This is a genomic window from Lancefieldella rimae ATCC 49626 (genome assembly GCF_000174015.1).
Lineage (GTDB): Bacteria > Actinomycetota > Coriobacteriia > Coriobacteriales > Atopobiaceae > Lancefieldella > Lancefieldella rimae.
In genome coordinates, this window is the sequence record NZ_ACFE01000004.1 from 88,221 (window position 1) to 107,824 (window position 19,604).

At 49.2% G+C, this 19,604-nt stretch carries 20 protein-coding genes; 10 read left to right on the forward strand and 10 right to left on the reverse strand.

What is annotated here, in order from left to right; all coding sequences use genetic code 11:
• Positions 1–62 precede the first annotated feature (62 nt).
• The gene (locus ATORI0001_RS06500; RefSeq protein WP_003150224.1) at positions 63–1,712 is read right to left on the reverse strand and encodes an ABC transporter substrate-binding protein; all 1,650 of its coding nucleotides are present in this window, start codon (positions 1,710–1,712) and stop codon (positions 63–65) included.
• Positions 1,713–2,039: 327 nt separating this feature from the next.
• Between ATORI0001_RS06500 and ATORI0001_RS06505 the strand changes: the two genes are divergently transcribed.
• From ATORI0001_RS06505 to ATORI0001_RS06530, 6 genes are all read left to right on the forward strand, one after another.
• Positions 2,040–3,506, forward strand: a complete 1,467-nt coding sequence (locus tag ATORI0001_RS06505) for an aminopeptidase (protein ID WP_003150376.1) — start codon at positions 2,040–2,042, stop codon at positions 3,504–3,506.
• Positions 3,507–3,639: 133 nt separating this feature from the next.
• The gene (glmS, locus tag ATORI0001_RS06510; protein ID WP_003150234.1) at positions 3,640–5,469 is read left to right on the forward strand and encodes a glutamine--fructose-6-phosphate transaminase (isomerizing); all 1,830 of its coding nucleotides are present in this window, start codon (positions 3,640–3,642) and stop codon (positions 5,467–5,469) included.
• A 187-nt stretch (positions 5,470–5,656) separates the two neighbouring features.
• Positions 5,657–5,935, forward strand: a complete 279-nt coding sequence (locus tag ATORI0001_RS06515) for a type II toxin-antitoxin system RelB/DinJ family antitoxin (RefSeq protein WP_003150401.1) — start codon at positions 5,657–5,659, stop codon at positions 5,933–5,935.
• 8 nt (positions 5,936–5,943) lie between these two features.
• Complete coding sequence (locus ATORI0001_RS06520) at positions 5,944–6,225, forward strand: type II toxin-antitoxin system YafQ family toxin (RefSeq protein ID WP_003150375.1); 282 nt, start codon at positions 5,944–5,946, stop codon at positions 6,223–6,225.
• A gap of 141 nt (positions 6,226–6,366) precedes the next feature.
• Positions 6,367–6,705: a PadR family transcriptional regulator gene (locus tag ATORI0001_RS06525; protein ID WP_003150265.1), complete on the forward strand. Its 339-nt coding sequence runs from the start codon at positions 6,367–6,369 to the stop codon at positions 6,703–6,705.
• Positions 6,706–6,707: 2 nt separating this feature from the next.
• A complete protein-coding gene (locus tag ATORI0001_RS06530) occupies positions 6,708–7,259 on the forward strand; it encodes a DUF2812 domain-containing protein (protein WP_003150416.1) in 552 nt (183 codons plus the stop codon).
• 218 nt (positions 7,260–7,477) lie between these two features.
• Here ATORI0001_RS06530 and ATORI0001_RS07950 read toward each other — a convergent pair whose 3' ends face one another.
• The gene (locus tag ATORI0001_RS07950; protein ID WP_162010746.1) at positions 7,478–7,786 is read right to left on the reverse strand and encodes a hypothetical protein; all 309 of its coding nucleotides are present in this window, start codon (positions 7,784–7,786) and stop codon (positions 7,478–7,480) included.
• 50 nt (positions 7,787–7,836) lie between these two features.
• Positions 7,837–8,709: a class II fructose-1,6-bisphosphate aldolase gene (fba, locus tag ATORI0001_RS06535; protein ID WP_003150354.1), complete on the reverse strand. Its 873-nt coding sequence runs from the start codon at positions 8,707–8,709 to the stop codon at positions 7,837–7,839.
• Between the two features lie 210 nt (positions 8,710–8,919).
• Here fba and ATORI0001_RS06540 point away from each other — a divergent pair, with 210 nt between their 5' ends.
• Entirely contained in the window at positions 8,920–9,945 is a 1,026-nt protein-coding gene (locus ATORI0001_RS06540) for a hypothetical protein (RefSeq protein WP_003150254.1), read from the forward strand.
• Here the strand turns inward: ATORI0001_RS06540 and ATORI0001_RS06545 are convergent.
• The 7 genes from ATORI0001_RS06545 to ATORI0001_RS06575 form a co-directional block, all read right to left on the reverse strand.
• Positions 9,937–10,521 (reverse strand): isochorismatase family protein, encoded by a 585-nt coding sequence (locus ATORI0001_RS06545; protein WP_003150316.1) that lies wholly within the window; start codon positions 10,519–10,521, stop codon positions 9,937–9,939. The genes ATORI0001_RS06540 and ATORI0001_RS06545 overlap by 9 nt on opposite strands.
• 270 nt (positions 10,522–10,791) lie before the next feature.
• The gene (gene rpsA / locus ATORI0001_RS06550; RefSeq protein ID WP_003150156.1) at positions 10,792–12,117 is read right to left on the reverse strand and encodes a 30S ribosomal protein S1; all 1,326 of its coding nucleotides are present in this window, start codon (positions 12,115–12,117) and stop codon (positions 10,792–10,794) included.
• Between the two features lie 214 nt (positions 12,118–12,331).
• Positions 12,332–12,721 (reverse strand): heavy-metal-associated domain-containing protein, encoded by a 390-nt coding sequence (locus ATORI0001_RS06555; protein WP_003150230.1) that lies wholly within the window; start codon positions 12,719–12,721, stop codon positions 12,332–12,334.
• Positions 12,722–12,885: 164 nt separating this feature from the next.
• Complete coding sequence (locus ATORI0001_RS06560; RefSeq protein ID WP_003150366.1) at positions 12,886–13,290, reverse strand: flavodoxin domain-containing protein; 405 nt, start codon at positions 13,288–13,290, stop codon at positions 12,886–12,888.
• Between the two features lie 69 nt (positions 13,291–13,359).
• Complete coding sequence (locus ATORI0001_RS06565) at positions 13,360–14,052, reverse strand: DUF3793 family protein (RefSeq protein WP_237755912.1); 693 nt, start codon at positions 14,050–14,052, stop codon at positions 13,360–13,362.
• Between the two features lie 345 nt (positions 14,053–14,397).
• On the reverse strand, positions 14,398–16,566 hold the full coding sequence (locus tag ATORI0001_RS06570) for a heavy metal translocating P-type ATPase (RefSeq protein WP_003150346.1): 2,169 nt from the start codon (positions 16,564–16,566) through the stop codon (positions 14,398–14,400).
• A 3-nt stretch (positions 16,567–16,569) separates the two neighbouring features.
• The gene (locus ATORI0001_RS06575) at positions 16,570–16,875 is read right to left on the reverse strand and encodes a hypothetical protein (protein WP_003150394.1); all 306 of its coding nucleotides are present in this window, start codon (positions 16,873–16,875) and stop codon (positions 16,570–16,572) included.
• A gap of 330 nt (positions 16,876–17,205) precedes the next feature.
• On the opposite strand from ATORI0001_RS06575, the gene ATORI0001_RS06580 reads away from it, so the two are divergent.
• The 3 genes from ATORI0001_RS06580 to ATORI0001_RS06590 are packed head-to-tail and all read left to right on the forward strand — an operon-like array spanning position 17,206 to position 19,444.
• The gene (locus ATORI0001_RS06580; protein WP_003150294.1) at positions 17,206–17,769 is read left to right on the forward strand and encodes a glutathione peroxidase; all 564 of its coding nucleotides are present in this window, start codon (positions 17,206–17,208) and stop codon (positions 17,767–17,769) included.
• A gap of 7 nt (positions 17,770–17,776) precedes the next feature.
• A complete protein-coding gene (locus ATORI0001_RS06585; protein WP_244851848.1) occupies positions 17,777–18,229 on the forward strand; it encodes a MarR family winged helix-turn-helix transcriptional regulator in 453 nt (150 codons plus the stop codon).
• Between the two features lie 9 nt (positions 18,230–18,238).
• Positions 18,239–19,444 (forward strand): cation diffusion facilitator family transporter, encoded by a 1,206-nt coding sequence (locus tag ATORI0001_RS06590; RefSeq protein ID WP_003150159.1) that lies wholly within the window; start codon positions 18,239–18,241, stop codon positions 19,442–19,444.
• Positions 19,445–19,604: the final 160 nt, after the last annotated feature.

Here is a 19,604-nt window from a genome sequence, read left to right on the forward strand (position 1 = left end):
CCTAGCTTAAGGACGAGGCGACGCTCACACGCCGCCCCTTCCTGCTCAAACGAGAATCTCGATTAGTCCTCGGGCGCCTTGTAATCAGCACTGGACGCATCGATGTCAAGATCAAAGAAGTGGTAAATCAGGTTTCCTACTTTAGCACCCTTAACGTAGTCTTTTGCCACAAAAGAGTTCTTTGGCCAAAAGAGCGGAAGAGTTGCATAATCGGTGCGGGTCAAAAGATTGTCCGCGGCCTTATAGTCCTCCGCGCGCTTATCTTTGTCCGTTTCCTTGCGTGCATCTTCCAGATAGGTATCAAAGTCGGCATTGTTGTAAAACGAGGATTTCTTTGCCGCATTCTTACTGGAGAAGTAGGTGTCCAGGTGCTGAGATCCGTCAGCAAAGAGTGCATACCAGCCCAGCGTTGTCACCTGAAGGTTACCGCCTGCCCAATCTTGGTTCCATACGGCATTATCTTCCACCTGCACATCAAGCGTTATGCCCGCTTTTTGCCAGTAGTCCTGTACGGCAACGAGGAGCTTCTCACTTGCCTTGCGGACCTTGCCCGTCAGTTTAAGATCGGATACACCTGCTTCAGCGAGAAGCGCCTTGGCTTTCTCAACGTCATACTCAAAGACCGGAGCATTCTTATCGAAGCCGGGAATCTGCTGTGGAAGCCAACCTGAACAGGCAATGCCATTACCGTGAGCAAACGTATCCACAAGCTCCTGACGGTTGATTGCAAGAGAGAGCGCCTGACGCACTTTTACATCATCCAAGCCATTTCCCTCTTTGAGGTTCAAATTAATGAAGTTCACGCCAAGGGTTGGATAGCTTGTAATCTGATCCTTAATCTCCGCATCATCGGAATACTGCTTAAAGAGAGAAGACGGAAGATCACACCAATCAAGGTCGCCATTTTTATACGCCAAAAGCTTGGTGTTGTCATCGTCATAGTAAGTGATACGGATCTCATCAAGCGCAGGCGTGCCATCATGATAGTCATCAAAGCGTACAAGCTTCACTGCAGTGGTGTCGTCATTTTCCGCAAGCTTATACTTACCGGTACCAATGAGATGTGTGCCCGTTCCCCAATCCTTGCCGGCTGCTTCACATGCCGTCTTTGGGAAAATACACGCGTATGAAATGCCAAGCGCACTCACAAAAGCAACGTTTGGCACCGTGAGCGTAAAGGTCAGATGCGTGTCATCTTCGACGCTTAAACCTTCAAGCTCCGTAGCCGTACCTGCCAGCATTTCTTTGGCACCCTTGATGTCTGTAAAGTAGCTGGTAGAAAGTGCACCTGTTTCAGGTTTGAACATACGCTCAAAGGTATATTTGACATCCGATGCCGTAAGCTCGGTTCCATCGTGAAACTTGACGCCACTTTTAAGCTCGACTTTGAGCGTAACGCCATCAGATTCAAACGACGGGACTGCTTTGGCAAGACAAGGTACCAACTCATTGTCCTCAGTCCAACGCAAAAGACCCTCGCAAATTGAATCAGCCACGGCCGCTGATTGCGAGTTATTTGCCCGCTGCATATCCAAACCCTGCTTTGAGTTGGTAGAGCCAAAACGCAGAACCTTCTTTTTGTCGCTGCCGCCGTCGTTCTTCTCGCCACCACTGTTGTTGCATGCAGCAAGCATCATAGATGCGCCACCACCTGCTGCTGTCATAGCGGATGCCTTCAAGAAATCACGACGGCTAAAAAATTTGTCCAGCATTGCGCACCTCTTTCATAATCGACGTTGATAGGCTACCCTGCTGGGGGCTTGAACACTATACAAAAGTCTTGAACCATCACAAGCGAAAGTACTGTCTACGAAATAGGTCAGTAACATTGAAGTCGATTGGTCTTCTTGATACGACTATGGCATTCTTGTTTTCTGATAATTACTGGCCAACTTCCGTGGTGGATTTTGGCTAATAGTTTTGATCGATACAAACTCCTCAAGTTTGAACCGCGCTCCAAATTGAAGAAGCACCGAGAAACCACTATGATTAACCGCATTGAACAAGCAAACCGCCCAAAAGCATCCCAAGGAGGGTTTATGGAACGTCCCAGCGCATGGAAGTCTTACTCGCCTGAACAGCTCGAAGAGCTCCATTACTTCAACGAAGGCTACAAGGCATTCATCTCCGACAACAAGACTGAGCGTGAGTGCTCTGCAACGGCCATTCGCCTTGCCAAAGAAGCTGGTTACATCTGTCTTTCTGATGCTATCGCAGCTGGTCAAAAACTCAAGACCGGCGATAAGATCTATGCCGACATCCGCGGCAAGTCCGTCATCTTTGTACAGCTTGGTAAGCAGCCGCTTCAAAACGGTCTCAACATCCTTGGCGCTCACATTGATTCACCGCGACTGGACGTCAAACAAAATCCTCTTGAAGAACGCAGTGAAATTGCAACACTCGACACACATTACTACGGCGGCGTAAAGAAGTATCAGTGGGTTACTATCCCCTTGGCTATTCATGGTGTAATTGCTCTGAAAGACGGTTCAACGGTCCCGGTGGTAATCGGTGAAGACGAAGACGACCCTGTCTTTTGTATCTCTGATTTGCTCATCCATCTCAGTCGTGAACAGTTGGGCAAAAAAGCTTCCGAAGCCATCGAAGGTGAGATGCTTGATCTGATTGTTGGCAATCGCCCGCTTGTCCTTGTCGAGAAGAACAACGAAGTTGACGGTTCCAATGCCAACGCACAAAACATCACAGCCGACAACGCATGCGATGCCGAAAACCCTTCCGCAAAAGAAGCCGTCAAGGCCTCTGTACTGGCACTGCTTAAGGACTCCTACGGCATTGAAGAAGAGGATTTTCTTTCCGCTGAACTCGAGATTGTTCCTGCAGGCGCTGCGCGCGACATGGGTTTTGATTGCTCAATGGTCTTGGGCTATGGCCACGATGATCGTTCTTGTGCGTATCCGTCATTGATTGCTCAGCTTGATGCTCATGAGGTTGAACGCACCGCAGTTACCGTGCTTGCCGATAAAGAAGAAATCGGATCGCGCGGTGCAACGGGTATGACCAGTAGGTTCTTTGAAAATACGATTGCTGAGATTTTGGAACTTGCAGATGAAGGCGGTAGCCTGGCACTTCGTCGCTGTCTTAAAAACTCCCGTATGCTTTCAAGCGATGTTTCCGCCGCCTACGATCCCAATTTTCCGAGCAGCTTTGAAATTAAAAACTCGGCGTTCATGGGCCATGGCCTAGCGTTCAACAAATACACGGGCAGTGGCGGTAAGGGTAACTCAAACGATGCCGACGCTGAATACATTGCACTCATCCGTCAGATTATGGATGACGCCGGCATTACGTGGCAAACCGCTGAGCTCGGCCGTGTTGACGCGGGTGGTGGCGGAACCATCGCGTATATGCTCGCCCGCTATGGTATGCAGGTCATCGACTGCGGCGTTCCCGTGCTTTCCATGCACGCTCCGTGGGAAATTGCAAGCAAGGCAGACCTATATGAGGCCTATCGGGGATACATGGCGTTTTTGTGTCATTGTGCATAATCCGCGCGCATAATCCGGTCTTTGTTTCTGGTACCACCTAAACTCGTCCGGCATAAACCGCTAAAATAGAGAGAATTGATTAAAACCGATTGCTTCTGTGACACTCTTGGAAGCACATGATTGGAGCTTATATATGTGCGGCATCGTTGGTTTTACCGGACACCAAAGCGCAAAAGACATCCTCATCGAAGGCCTGAGGCGCCTTGAATACCGTGGGTATGATTCTGCCGGTATTGCTTTGCAAAACGCAACCAACGAAGAGCTTACGGTTGTACATCGTGTAGGAAAAGTTGCGGGATTAGCTGAAGCGGTGGAGTACCTCGATAACGCAAGCTCTTGTGGCATCGGACATACCCGCTGGGCAACGCATGGCGCTCCAAGCGAGCGCAACGCCCACCCGCACACCTCTTGCGACAACAAAATTGCCGTCGTACACAACGGAATCATCGAGAACTTTGCCGAACTCCGCGAGCAACTTGAAGCTCGCGGACACAAATTCCGTAGCGACACCGACACTGAAGTTGTTGCCCACCTTATTGAAGAAGCCTACGACGGCAACCTCCGCGAGGCTGTTGCTAAAGCGTGTTCACAAATTGTAGGCACCTACGGTCTTGCCGTCGTCTGCTCCCAGGAACCCGGCCGTATCGTAGTCACTCGTAAAGATTCCCCCATCGTTCTCGCACATGGCGAGAAGGGCAGCTACGTTGCATCCGATATCATCGCGGTCATTGAAGCCTCCCGAGACGTTACCGTTCTCGGTGATAATGAATTTGCCATTATGGAGCCCGATGGTATCAGCTACACCGACGCAGAGGGAAACCCCGTCCAACCCAAGATTATGCACGTCGATTGGGATGTTGATGTTGCCGAGAAGGGCGGCTACCCCGATTTCATGCTCAAAGAGATTCATGAGCAGCCCCGCGTTATCCGCGATACCCTTGCAGGACGTCTGACCAACGGTGTGCTCTCCATTGATGAGCTGGGTATGTCCTTGGAACAGCTCCGTTTAATTGACCGCGTCTATATTATTGCCTGTGGAACCAGCTACCACGCCGGTCTTATCGCCCGTCAGCTTATCGAAGGCTGGGCACGCATACCTGTCGAAGTTGAAGCTGCAAGTGAATTTCGTTATCGCAACCCCATTATTACTCCATCAACACTGGTAGTTGCCGTCTCTCAGTCCGGTGAGACCGCTGACACCTTGGCTGCCATTCGCGACGCTCGTATCAAAGGCGCCAAGGTTTTTGGCATCACCAACGTTATTGGAAGTCCCGTGGCCCGCGAGTCTGACGGTGTGATCTACACTAAGGCTAACAAGGAGATTGCCGTTGCCTCAACCAAATCTTTCCTTGGCCAGATTGTGAGCTTGACGCTTCTTGCTATGGTTCTTGCGCAGGCAAAAGGAAAGCTCTCAATCGCTCAGATACGCTTGCTCTTTAGGGAGCTTGCCGATACCGCCGAGCAGGTTGAGGAAGTTCTCGGCGATACAAAAGCCATTGATATCGCAGCGCAGGCTTGTAAGGATGCTAATGACGCTCTGTTCATTGGCCGTGGCATGGGAGCTGCCATCTGTTACGAAGGTGCTCTCAAACTCAAGGAGATTAGCTATCTTCATGCTGAGGCATATGCTGCAGGAGAGATGAAGCATGGCCCTATTGCGCTTCTGTCCAAAGGCTATCCTGTCATTGCTGTGGCAACTAACTCTCCGGTATACGACAAGATGATCTCTAATATCCAAGAATCTCGTGCACGCGGTGCCATGATTATTGCCGTGGCGACCGAAGGCGATCAGGAAATCAAAAAGCATGCCGACTATGTCATCTACGTGCCTAAAGTCAGAGATGCCTTCTCACCAATTATCGCTTCGGTACCTCTTCAACTTTTTGCGCGCTCCGTGGCCCTTGCTCGCGGTTGTGACGTTGATAAGCCGAGAAACCTTGCAAAGTCAGTAACGGTCGAATAGGATCCTGACGAACCTGAAAAACGGCAGATCAAATGGAAGTTTGGCGCAATGTTCGTTTACGTACACACTGTGCTTATTCTGTTGTTTATCTGGTAAGCCCGTTATCAAAAGACCAATGCAATCTTTCTTGAGTATGTATTGCAATCGTGATACATTGTATACACGTTTAGATAAACGAGGGGGATACATGTCAAAGACTGCAACTATTAATATGCGCGTGAGCCCAGAGGTAAAGGCAGATGCTGAGTCTATTTTTTCCAGCCTTGGGATGACACTGACCGAAGCTATCAATATATTTCTCCATAAATCTGTCATAGAAGGTGGTTTACCTTTTGAAGTACGTCAACCCCACTACAACGCAGCCACTGAAAAGGCAATGAAAGAAGCACAAGATATCATGGCAGGTAAGGTTAAAGCAGTTAGCTATGACTCAATTGATGCTATGTTTGAGGCCCTTGATAAATAGGTAGCTGCATGAAATTCAACCTGATCCCTACGACACAGTTTAAGAAAGACTATAAGCGTATCAAGAAGCGCGGCTATGACATGGCTGCATTTCAGAAGATTCTTGACAAACTATGCCATGGAGAATCTCTGGACACTTGCAATAGAGATCACGCTTTAGTAGGAGTCTATATTGGCTTTCGGGAATGCCATATTAAATCTGACTGGCTTCTTATTTATGCAATCAATGACAATGACCTGGTCCTTACCTTATCACGAACAGGAACCCACGCCGATCTCTTTGACGAATAAAAAACCTCAAAAAATTTTCTAAAATCTTCTTGACAACTATTACGACTCTCGATATATTATGTATAACGATATAACGTTACTCGATATATCGAGAGTCGTAGTTCTGTTTTTCGTCATAGTTACACAACGAAAGGAGGGGTTATGGCAAAGGCAATCGATTCCGGTACACTCACTGAACCGACGTTTTACATTCTTCTTTCTCTTTATCAACCTATGCACGGATATGCCATTATGCAAAACGTCCAAGAGATTACTGACGGTCGAGTTGCCATCGGAGCGGGCACACTTTACGGTGCCATTAATTCGCTCATTGAAAAAGGTTGGATAGAAGCTCTGCACAACCAACCCAGCGACCGTAAAAAAGAGTACCGAATCACTCAGCAGGGCAAGCAAGCTTTTTTGCAGGAAGTTAATCGACTACAGGCACTTCTCGCTAACGCACAAAACGTCATCAACACAGCCAATACAAAGGAGTCTTGATTATGAGCACCTCAACAACAATCAAAAAATTCTTTACCGACTTTGATGCAGAAGAAGCATGGCTCAATCAAATGAGCGCCCAGGGTAAAGAGCTGGTTAACTATCGCGGCGGAACGTACACATTTACTACAAGCGAGCCTCATATGTGGCAATATGCCATTGAGATCTTGGGTACAACCTCAAAAGAAGGTCGCGATTACCTCAGCTTCCTTGAAGACATGGGTATTGAAACCGTATCCACCTATGCCGGCCGAGCTTATCTGCGCAAGAAGGATGACGGAACCCCCTTTGTTCTCCACAGCGATCTGAAGTCTCGCATCGCCCAAGCTCAAAAGGCCAATTTTTGGCCCCCCATTATAATTACACAACTTTTCATTGTACTGGCACTTTGTGTAAACGGAGTTTTCCAACAGGTATCTCCTGTCGCCTTCGGCATTCTCGCTGGAATAGGTATTGCATTCATAATCGCTGCGGCTATTGAATTCTTTGTTTTTGCAAAACCGTATCGCAAGCGCATCCGTCAGCTAAAGCAGGAGCTTGCTATTAAAGAGTAGCGAGAAGAACTTGTTGTAATGTATGTGATAACTGTTCAGTAATTGTCATGTAAACTTAGTCTTAGTTGATACAAAGCGTCATACAAACAGGGTCGCACCTTTTAGATGCGACCCTGTTTTGCTCTTACTTTTGAGACTTAGCCAATGGGGGCGTTATTCACGACGAAGGTATACTCCTCCACCGATAAGAACCACGCGAGAAGACCCTACGAGCATGATCATACCTGACTAGAGCTGCCAGAAATGCGCCAAGTATGGCTTATATTGCCATATTTACTGCAAGTTTGGTATATATGAACCATACTTGCTGCAAGTTTGGTTAATCGTGCCCAACTTGCTGCAAGTTTGGCAGCGCCATTATGACGATCCAACTTGGCGTCATTTTGGCAGCACCATTCCGGCAGTACCCTCTTGGCAACACTAAGATAATCAAAGAGTTCAAACCGTTCACTCAATAAAAGACCCCGAGTATACAACATACCCAGGGTCTCTTTTGCGGAAAGCAAATCAAAATTTACTGCACTCAAATCCGCTCAGTACGTGAACGTACTGTACAGGCGGCTTAGCCGGATAAACTTTAGTTCCAGCCCTTACCGTCAGAGCCAAACTGCTTAATGAGCTCTTCGGTGCGAGCAACAATAGCCTCGCGACCAGGCTTCAGGAGCTTACGAGGATCGTAGCCCTTGCCCTCTTCAATCTTGCCAGCCTCAACATACTTCTTCGTTGCCTCAGCAAAGACAAGCTGAAGATCGGTATTGACGTTAACTTTAGAAACGCCCATAGTAATGGCCTTTTGCACCTGATCAACAGGAATACCGGAGCCTCCGTGCAAAACGAGTGGCAGATCGCCGACCTTATCCTTAATCTTCTGAAGCTGTTCAAAGGACAGACCTTCCCAGTTTGCAGGGTAGATACCATGAATGTTGCCAATACCGCACGCAAGGAAGTCAACGCCGAGATCGGCAATCTTTGCGCATTCCTCAGGATCAGCAAGCTCACCTTGTGCAGTTACGCCATCCTCGGTACCACCGATACCGCCGACCTCAGCCTCAACAGAGATACCCTTAGCATGAGCGGCCTTAATGACTTCTGCAGTACGCTTGAGATTGGTTTCAAAATCGGGCTCATGGGAGCCGTCATACATAACGGAGGTAAATCCAGCCTCAATTGCCTTGAAGGCGTCCTCATAAGAGCCGTGGTCAAGATGCATTGCTACAGGAACGGTAATGTTCATGTCTTCAACAAGATTACGAACGATATCGGCAACAACGCGGTAGCTGGTCTGCCACTTTGCCGCACCACCTGTGCACTGGATAATCATAGGAGACTGTGTCTTCTCCGCTGCTTCCAGAATGGCAGATGCCCACTCGAGATTGTTAGTGTTGAATGCGCCGATGCCATAATGACCCTTTTCAGCACTTTGGAGCATAGCTTTTGCGCTTACTAACATAGTAAAACCTCCGTTTGACGGATAATCGATACATCTAAATGATACCGCGATTCTCAAAGAATTATTCTCGCGTAATTGAGCTTTTGGAAATTACCTAAAGTCGTTATCTATCCGTTGACATCTTTGCAAAGCGGCGTAACATCAGGTACTCACGGCTGAGCCTTCCAATTCCAACCAGTTGGCTCCGGCCTTGTATAAGGAGGAAACAAAGTGGCTTCTTTTGATCACGATACCTCACGAGATACCGTTTATACCAACAGCTCACACGATGCCGCCCATGCCAATACCTCACGTGACGGCATTTCAACCGACGCCTCTGAAGAGTCTCCGTCACTGCTTAAAGACCTCTCAATGGCTCAAGTTCTTGCATCATCGCTTGCTGCCGTAACTGCCTTTGCTCTTTCGTCTCAGATTGGTATTGCAGGATCCATCATTGGCGTTGCCGTCGGTGCAGCAGCATCCGGCATTGCCTCTCAGGTATACCAGAATATCTTAAAGAAATCGGCTCATAAGCTCCGTAACCTCACAAGCACCAATGAGGTTGTCAACTCACAAAACAATACCTCTCAAGGCAATGGTTCCCAAAACAGTGGCTCGCCTTCCAACGACAACTACAACCACTCTTTTGCCACTCATACTGGCGCTCATGTAGCAACCTCAACAGAGCGTAGTCGTCAATATGGTCGTGTGGCACCGGACAGGCTGCGTGAGCAGGCTGCTCATACCCATAATGTCAAGGTTGCTCGCCGTGTCGCATTGGTTACCGCACTTGTCGCGGTTGTTGTAGTGCTCGTATATGCACTTCTCGTCAATGTCTTTACGCAAGGAAGCGGCCTTGGCCCACAAGTAGGCCTCACGTCAATCGTATCTACTCAAAGCAGCGACACCGACAGCACAAAGGCAGCCGACACATCAACTTCTTCAAGCGAGAAGACCTCGCAAGACACCTCGGACACAAACAGCAAGCAGTCCGATGCCGGCAGCACAACCGACGACTCAACAAAAAACTCCACCGAAGACTCTCAAAAGTCCGGCTCTACCTCAACGGACAGCTCCACTGATTCGGAAAAGACGTCTAACTCTTCATCAAACAATAGCTCTACGAGCAACTCTTCAAATACGTCGACAGATTCAAAAACTTCTCAGATCGGCTCGAAATCATCGAGTTCTTCAGCAGACTCTCATTCAGATGACTCAAGCAACTCGAGCAGCTCAGACACCAGCCACTCAAACTAAATGAATGCCTGCGTCCGCAAATTCGTGATCGAGAAGAGCTTGCACGCTGTCAGGGTTGATTCCCACGACAAAATCTTTTAGGAGTTTGGTTGTAAATCCGGCTTTAACGGCGTCAAGTGCGGTTTGCTTGACGCAATAATCAGTTGCAATACCGGCTATGTAGACAGTGTCCACCCCAAGTAACCGCAGCTTTTCTGCAAGTGTTTGACCCGTGGCTTCTTCGATTCCTTCAAATCCCGAATAGGCTGCCTCATGCATACCTTTGTGGATTTGCGCATCAACACCATGTGCCTTAAGCGATGTTGACAGTGGTTCAACAATTTCCGCTCCATGCGTATGAGCGACGCAGTGCTTCGGCCACGTATCGATAAAATCGGGCTCATCCGCAAAGTGACTACCCGGATCAATGTGCCAGTCTTGCGTGGTAATAATATGTGCAATGCCGTTTGCACCTTGGTCCACAAACGTGGCAAGTCGGTTTGCGAGATTCGTTCCGCCCTCCACCGCAAGGCTTCCGCCTTCTACAAAGTCATACTGTACATCAACGATTATCAGTGCTTCATTTTGGCGTTCCATACACAAACTCCTCTTTCGCGGATCTTATTGCCGGCTTCCTGTCTTTCCCGCTCGCCTCAGGCAGCCTTCCCGAAGCGGCAAGACGTGGTTCTTCTCGCCTTATCTCTTGCGGCTCTCTTTACCATTCTAAACTCACTTTGAATATCATTGTGTGGTCTTGACGTAAAAACAAAAAGGGCAGCCGGAGCCACCCTTTAAAATACACTCTAAAAGACCTGCACATCGCGCCGTTGGCGTTTGTGCAAACCGCCGGTTTAAAGCCGGTCTGAATTACTCGTCGCTCTTCTCGACCTCAGCGTCTGCATCGGCCTCAGGTGCAACCTCAGCCTCTGCGGCAGTCTCAGCCTCAGCGTCTGCCTGAGCAGCTTCCTTGGCAGTCTCGGTTGCCTCAGCGGCGGCTTCGTCTGCCTCAAGGGTTGCCTCGGCCTCAGCGGCGGCAGCCTCAGCGGCAGCGCGCTCCTCTTCAGGAAGAGGCTTGACGTCAATGTCAATTCCGAGAGTCTCGGCAGCTGCCTTCATGGACAGAGAGATACGGCGGCGATCAAGGTCAATCTCCATAACCTTAACCTGAACCTTGTCGCCCACAGTGCAGACCTGAGAAGGAGCAGTGACATGCTGCTTTGCCATCTCGGAGATGTGGACAAGACCCTCAACGCCATCACCAAGGTCAACGAAGGCACCAAAGGTAACGAGCTTCGTAACGGTGCCCTCAACAATAGCGTCAACGGGGAACTTGGAAACGAGAACGCGCCATGGATCCTCAGTGGTCTGCTTGAGACCAAGGGAGATGCGCTCACGGTTCAGGTCAACGTCCAAGACCTGGACCTCAACTTCCTGACCAACCTTAACGACCTCAGACGGGTGATTGACGTGGTTCCAAGAAAGCTCGGAGATGTGAACCAGACCATCGATACCACCAAGGTCAACGAAGGCACCAAACTCAACGATGGAAGAAACGGTACCCTGGAGCTTCATGCCAACCTTAAGCTTGCCAAGGATGTCCTGACGCTCTGCCTTACGTGCCTCTTCAAGAACCACACGACGAGAAAGAACGACGTTATTGCGGTTGCGATCCATCTCAATAACACGAGCCTCAATACGGGTACCCATAAAGGTGCTGAGATCCTTCACGCGGCGAAGGTCAACAAGCGATGCAGGCAAGAAGCCGCGAAGACCGATGTCAAGAATCAGGCCGCCCTTGACAACCTCGATGACCTCGCCCTCAACAGTCTCGCCGGCGTTGAACTTCTCCTCAACGGCTTTCCAAGAGCGCTCGTACTCGGCACGCTTCTTGGAGAGCACCAAACGACCCTCTTTATCCTCTTTCTGAAGAACCAGAGCCTCAATTTCATCACCCATGTGTACAAGCTCAGAGGGCTCAACATCCTTGCGGATAGAAAGCTCGCGGGCAGGAATAACGCCCTCAGACTTATATCCGATGTCAAGCAGGACCTCATCGCGCTCAATCTTGACGACGGTGCCGGTAACAAGGTCTCCCTCGTTAAAATCGGTGACAGTGCCGTCGATGAGATTGTTCATCTCCTCATCAGAGATGTCATCCAGCGAAAAGATGGACGAATTCTGAATCTCACTCAAAGGTGGACCCCTTCCAAAACGGGGCCCCGGTCGTCATGGTCTGTGCCTGCAGTGCCAAATCATAGTGGGCGTCTACGGAAACTTACATGCTCTCAGGGGCCAATAGATACGTTGTATGTCCTTGTGGGCATACGGTCATAAGAATAACGAAAAGAGCGTCTAGCTGCAAGTGTTTCGAGTAAAAAGAGTAAAAACCTTTAGGTTCTATGAATTTTTACACATGAAGTCTGTAACCTGCAGATTCTACGGCCTTTTTGTATGCGTCAACATTCAAGGGATTCTTGGAACGAACGCGAGCTTGGCCGCCTGCAAGCGTAACAGTCGCCCAAGTTCCCTCTACGGAATTGAGAGCCGAAGTCACATGGCGCACACAATTCTCACACGTCATACCACCAATTTCATAAACTGCCGTATAAGGGTAATGAGATTCGTCTTGATCTTTTGGTGCACCGGGATCGGGAGCTTTTGCGGTGTTGCAAGTTGAGATACCGGTTCCTTCATCACTGCAACAGCCCTTCTTGCCCGACGCAACGCCCACAAACCGACGAACCGCAACAATAAGGATTATTACCACGATAATCCCAACAACAATATTGATACCCATACACACCCCTCCTGTTTTGATGAGAAGAACCCGAAAGATCCGGGTTCTTCTCGCTTAGAACTGTTTTGCCACACGCGAGCACGTCTATCGCACGTGGTATTTTTATCACGCGTAATTACACGTAATAATAGCTCGCCGGAAAGCTTCCGGAAGCGACGAAATCCTTAGGCGGAAAGCTTCTCTCCCAGCGCCTGAAGTGCCGTAATTGCCTCATCATCAGGCTCAAGGTTGCAAATGAGCGTGTCGACAACGTTAACGCCTGCCGCCTCGGCATTCTCGCGCCATGTGTCCATCCAGTCGCCGGTTCCCCAGTCATAGGAGCCGAAAAGAGCGACGGGCTTGCTGTCAAACTTTGGAGCGCACTCGTTCCACACTTCCTCGAAGTCAGGATCGAGCTCCTCATCACCCATTGCAGGGCAACCAAATGCAAAGGCATCATAGTCAGCCACGGACTCCGGTGAGAATGTTGAAACCTCAATGGCTTCAGTTCCGGCGGCAGAAGCAAGCTCGTTTGCCATGGCCTCGGTATTTCCGGTCTGTGACCAATACACGACAGCAACTTTACTCATGTTTCCTCCTTTTACCCGAGCTATCGGGTCTCGCCCAAGCTTAATCGCATATGCTTGGGAATTTCCATCTTATGCAGCGGATACTTTGGTATCGCCTGCAGATTGAAGCAACTCAAAAAGCGACTCTCCCTGAGAAAATCTTGTGCGGAAGGCTCGTTCAATGAAAGCAAGCCTCTCAAAACTTGCCTGCGCCGCCGCCGCATTTCCATACGCCCGCCACGGACCACGGCAGGTCTCGCGCGCACCCGATATAAAACCTTTAACATCCTCAAGAGGATATCCAAGGATAAGTCCAATTTCATGAGGATATTCCTGCGACAGACCACAGTGGTAGCGTGTCAGTCTCACACGAAAATCTCTCATGATGTCCTGCCAGGAAGACGACGTAAAGCCGCGCTCACGCAAAAACTCCCACGACTGTTTTTTTGAGATGATGCTCTTTACATGCTCGGTTCTATATACAAGAAAATGAATTCTCTTATGAAGCGGGCTGATCGGTACAATCTTGACACCAAAAAGCTCAACTTCGCGAGCAAAATCGCACATCATTGCACGGTACTGCACGGCAGGACACACCCTTGACAGACACGACTCGCAATGCGGCACAACCTCAAACGAATACAGGGCACCAGGCTTTATCCCCGCCACAACACCGGCGGCACAACGTACAAAAGCGCCTATGAATTCCTGACAAAAATCTGACGAAAAGAGCTTCTCGCAATGCGACGACACGTGCATATCAGAAACATCTGACAGAGGCATAACGTCCACACGGCTCCTTTCGTACAAAATGGCGACGCCAGCCAGGTAGAGCTGGCATCGCCGAGAAATACCGGTTACTTGGGGAGAGGGGTCCAAGCCCGGTCGGATAAAACAGACGCGAAAACTAAGATTTCCCCACTTGAGACACACGGTAACGACATGCTCTCTATATGAGTTAGTCTTAGTTAACAAGAAAAGTGTAAACTAAGACTAACTATTTTTCTAGAGTTTTTTGAACTTTTTAGATGACCGATTTTGGAGCTTGGTTTTGGATAGCCTCTATCCAAAACGCCCGACTCAGCAGCCTCTATCCCACGTGACCGACTCTGAGGTCTCTAAAAAACGCTACGCCACATGATGATTCTCAAGCAAAGCCCGCGTCCTATCGGAAAGCTCGGCATTTGCTTTTGCGCTCTTCAGCAAAGAACGCGTATTGGCAACCGTCACCGCAAACGTCAGCTCATTGTGCAGGAAGGCGGCCGTTGTCGTAGTGATGAGACCCGTAACGCCTCCGGCAATAAATCCTGTGTTCAAAGCGACAATAGCACGATAATCCCGGTGAATCCGCTGCATGACACGTTGTGAAAGCAGGCGCATGATAACCAGAGACTCCAGAGACGTATTGCGAATGGAGATATCCGCAACGGCTCGTGCGATATCACTCGCATCGGACATTGCCAAAGACACATCTGATGCCGCCAGCGCAGGAGAGTCGTTGATGCCGTCCCCTACCATGGCAACGGTATATCCTTCTGCACGATACTTCTCGACGTAAGAGCGCTTGTCTTCCGGAAGTACGCGAGAAACATACTCGTCAATGCCAAGCTGCTGCGCCACATTTGCAGCAACATTTTCCGAATCGCCGGTAAGCATGACAAATCGCTTAACGCCCAATGCACGCAGCTGTGAGATGACCGAAGCGGCTTCTTCACGCAGAGGATCGCTGATACAGATTGCACCTACAAGCTTTCCGTCTTCTGCCATATAAATGATGGACGCAGTAGGAGCCAATGCATAAATACGCTCGCGTGCACCCTCTGGATATGCCACACCCTCATCGTCAAACAGGAAGTGCGAAGATCCTATGCACACCTCTTTACCACCGACCTGTGTGCGAATACCGTGCGCCACAACATATTTGACCTCAGCATGAAGCTCTTTTTGATGGTCAAGGCCGCGACGCTCAGCCTCGGAAACGATTGCGCGGGCCATACTATGTGGGAAATGCTCCTCGATACAGGCGGCAAGTTTTAAGAGCTCGTTTTCGGAGCGATCATCAAAGCTAATGACGCTTTCGACATGCGGTACGGCTTTGGTCAAAGTACCCGTCTTGTCAAAAACAATGAGATCGGCCGCAGCGAACTTCTCGAGATATTTACCGCCTTTGACGGTCATACCAAAATTGGCAGCCTCATCCATTGCACTACCCACGGCAACCGGTGTCGACAACTTAATGGCACACGAATAATCGACCATCAGCACCGTCATAGCCTTTTGAACATTGCGTGTTATGGCGAGAAGTGCAAAAAACGCCGCAAAGTTATACGGAACCAGTGCATCAGATAGACGCTCGGCCTTTGACTGAGCTCCGGCTTTTAGCTGGGCCGATTGCTCAACCATCTCAACGATGCCATCAATGCGAGAAACTCCTGGAGGGGCAGTAACGCGAATCTTCAGATCCCCGTCTTCAAGAGCCGTGCCTGCATAAACGGTAGATCCCTCACGCTTGTGCACCAAACGTGACTCTCCCGTCATGGACGCTTCGTTCAGCTCGCCTTCACCCTCCACGACGCTGCCGTCAACGGGCAAAACACTGCCTGCATTCAGATGTAGAATCTGTCCCTTTGTAACAGACGCAATAGGAATGCGAACATCTTGCCCATCAATAACTGCCCAAACGTTATCGGCACGGGTAATGAGACCGTTGCGGAGCGCAAGGCGTGCACGGCTTGCCACGTGATCTTCCATAACGCCCGACAAATTGAGCAGGAACATGATCTGTCCCGCTTCTCCCCAATTGCCGTTCATAATGGATGCGGAAATGGCCGCCGCATCAAGAAGTTCAACTTTAAGCTCACGATGTATAAGACGCTGCCAGCCTGCACGTAAAAACGGAATGGCACGCAGCAACACCCATATACGTTGCATTGCCAAAGGAAGCGGAAGAAGCCTAAACAACCAGCGCCGCATAAAGACAAAGGCAAGCTGCATTTGAAAACGGTTATTCTCGCTTGCCATTTCAATGGCATTGCAAAAGTCTTCAAGACCGGCCTCGTCTTCGCGGGGCAGTCTGAGCGGATCAAAGGCCGCGATAAAAGCCAAAACTTCCTCACGCCGGGCAGGGTCAAAGCGCACCAACAGTGATTGGTTGGCGGGGTGAACCTCTGCGTGCCGCACTAAACCCGAGCGCATAAGATCGTATGCGACGCCACGCGCTTCTCCGTCGTCAATGAAGCCAAGGTCGCACCGTAAACGGATGCGACCGGCTATTTCATTCGTAATGGTATAGCGCATAGGTTATGCCTGAGCGCCCTCGGCATCAATTTTCTTGGTGACCTCTTTGCGGATGTCCTCTTCCATCTCCGCAAGACGAGCATTGACCGCTGCCTGGATCTTGGACTCACGACGAGCCTCAGCGACAACGTCATTTGCCTCGTCAACAACGTTCTGAGTTTCAGCGGCAACGCAATCGGATACACGCAGACCGCAGACGGTTGCCTTTACCGCCGCCTTGTGAAGCGTTCCGTTTGAAGCAAGACCTGCAACAACACCGGCAAGAGCTGCACCTGCAGCACCAATGCAAAATCCGGTTCTCTTTTTCATGGCAAACTCCTTATCCTCTATGCTCCTTTTCCTGTATAAGATCAATCCCCCACAGGAAGGTTTGCAACAAATAATGTATCTGAACATACGAAGTTTTTTCTTACATTGCAAGGGTTAAATTTCACTTTTTTGAAATTTTTTGATAATGACGTCCAAGGTGATTTTGGTAGTACCTTCTCAAACAATTGGAACAGCAGATTGCAGTCGAACTTCTCCGTAAAATTTCTGAAAAAATTAGATTGTGCACAATTTATCTATTGTACACACGAGAAAACGGCTACACTTCTCGTATGCCACATGGCACACATACCTCAATATGAAAGGACTACGATGAGCACAAACATATATGACCTGTCCGTTACCGATCGCACGGGTGCAGCCGTTCCTCTTTCCGCCTACAAAGGAAAGGTGCTTCTCATTGTTAATACCGCAACCGGCTGCGGCTTTACCCCACAGTATGAGGACCTGGAAAAGATTTACTCTAAGTTCCGTGACGAAGGCTTTGAGATTCTTGATTTCCCTTGCAATCAATTTGCAGGCCAGGCACCGGAATCTGACGACGAGATCCATCAGTTCTGCACCATGAAGTTTGGGACCGAGTTCCCCCAGTTCAAAAAAATTGACGTCAACGGTGAAACCGCAGATCCCCTCTTTGTGCGTCTTGCCACGGCGCTTCCTTTTGAGGGTTTTGGACACAGCCCCAAAGCTCTTATGCTTAAGCCTTTTGCCGACAAGAACAACAAGCAGTTTGGTGATAAGGCATATATCATGTGGAATTTCACCAAGTTTTTGGTTGATCGTGAAGGCAACCTCGTCTCGCGATTTGAGCCAACCGTTGACATGAAGAAAGTTGAAGCCGCCATCAAAAATCTTGTGGAATCCGATGTCAAATAAAGACAGCATGGCTCTTGAGGATATGCTGCTTCTTGATAATCAGCTATGCTTTCCGCTGTATGCAGCGGCCAAAGAAGTTGTGAGGCGATATACGCCATTCCTCGCACCATTTGGCCTCACCTACACCCAATACATTGCCATGATGGTTTTGTGGGAGAAGAAAACCGTCAGCGTAAATGAGCTTGGCAAACAACTCATGCTTGACTCAGGCACATTAACTCCCCTGCTTCGAAAGCTTGAAGACAAGAAGTATCTTCTTCGCGAAAAAAGCGCCAAAGACGGTCGTCGGCTGATTGTCTCTCTTACGCCCGAAGGAGCATCCCTGAAGGATAAAATGGTTGTTGTTCCGCAAAAGATGGGAACATGCGTGCACTTGTCGCCAGAAGAAACTATCGAGCTCAAAAGGCTGCTCAAAAAAGTAACGGACAATATTCTTGCGAGCACGGACACCCCTACGTAAGGAAGATACATGAACGATTCCCAAGCTCAACACCAAACGGAACCTAAGCCAAACCGCATGGCCAATCGCGAGAAAATCATTGTTCAAACCAGCATCATTGGCATTGCCGCAAACGTAGCGCTTGCGGCCTTTAAGGCCGTCGTTGGGCTTCTTTCCAACTCCATTGCCGTCGTTCTTGACGCGGTTAACAACCTGTCCGATGCCATCTCATCCATCATCACCATTGCCGGCACAAAGCTTTCCAATCGCGCCGCAGATCGCGAGCATCCGTTCGGACACGGTCGTATTGAATACATTACGACCACGGTTATTGCCGCAATCATCATGTATGCAGGTATTTCTTCACTTATAGAGTCCGTAAAAGGAATCCTTAACCCCGAAACACCCGAGTATTCAACAACTTCGCTGGTAATCATTGCGGTAGCGGTTGTCGTAAAGATTGTTTTAGGTCGCTTTGTGCGAGCAAGAGGACGTCGCGTTCACTCAGATACGCTCATTGCTTCAGGATCGGACGCCCTCTTTGATGCCATACTTTCCACGTCAGTTTTTGCCGCCGCTCTGATTTTTACGTTCACAAAAATCAGTCTTGAAGCGTATGTAGGAGTTGTCATTTCAGGCTTCATTATTAAGGCCGCAGTTGAAATGCTACGTGGCTCCATGAAAGAGATTATTGGTATGCGCTCGGATTCTGAGCTTTCCATTCGGGTTGCTGAAATTGTGGCAAACGATCCCGAGGCAGAAGGGGTATATGACCTCATTCTCCACAGCTACGGGCCCGATCGCTATGTTGGTTCGTTTCATACCGAAATCTCCGATCAGATGACCGCAACTGAAATTGACTCCATGACGCGCCGTTTGACCAGTGAGATCTACGACCAGACAGACGGACAAATTATCGTAGCTGCCATTGGCATCTATGCACGCAATACGCAAGATAATACCGTCATCGGAATGCGTACGGAAATTACCAAGATTGCCATGCGACACGACGGCGTCATTCAGGTCCACGGATTTACCGCCAACATAGACGAAAAATATGTAGCGTTTGACATGGTTGTCGAGTTTGGCTTTGATTCCGAAGCACTTATGTACCACATCATGCAAGACATTAGCGAGAAGTACCCTGACTTCTCACTCAATATCAAAATTGATCGCGATACCAGCGATCTCGCATCCATGACGTGCGATCTGGATGCCGATCCCAACAAAAAGTAACAGACGGACGTAAATAAACACGGTGTAAGCGAACCCGAGCGTAAGTAAGTGCGCCAATAAACGCGGTATAGCCGCTTATTGGCGCAGCAGAGCTGCTCTTTGGCGCGGTGTAGATGTACATCAGCAGATACTTCATTGTTGCTTTTAAAAGGGGCGAGCC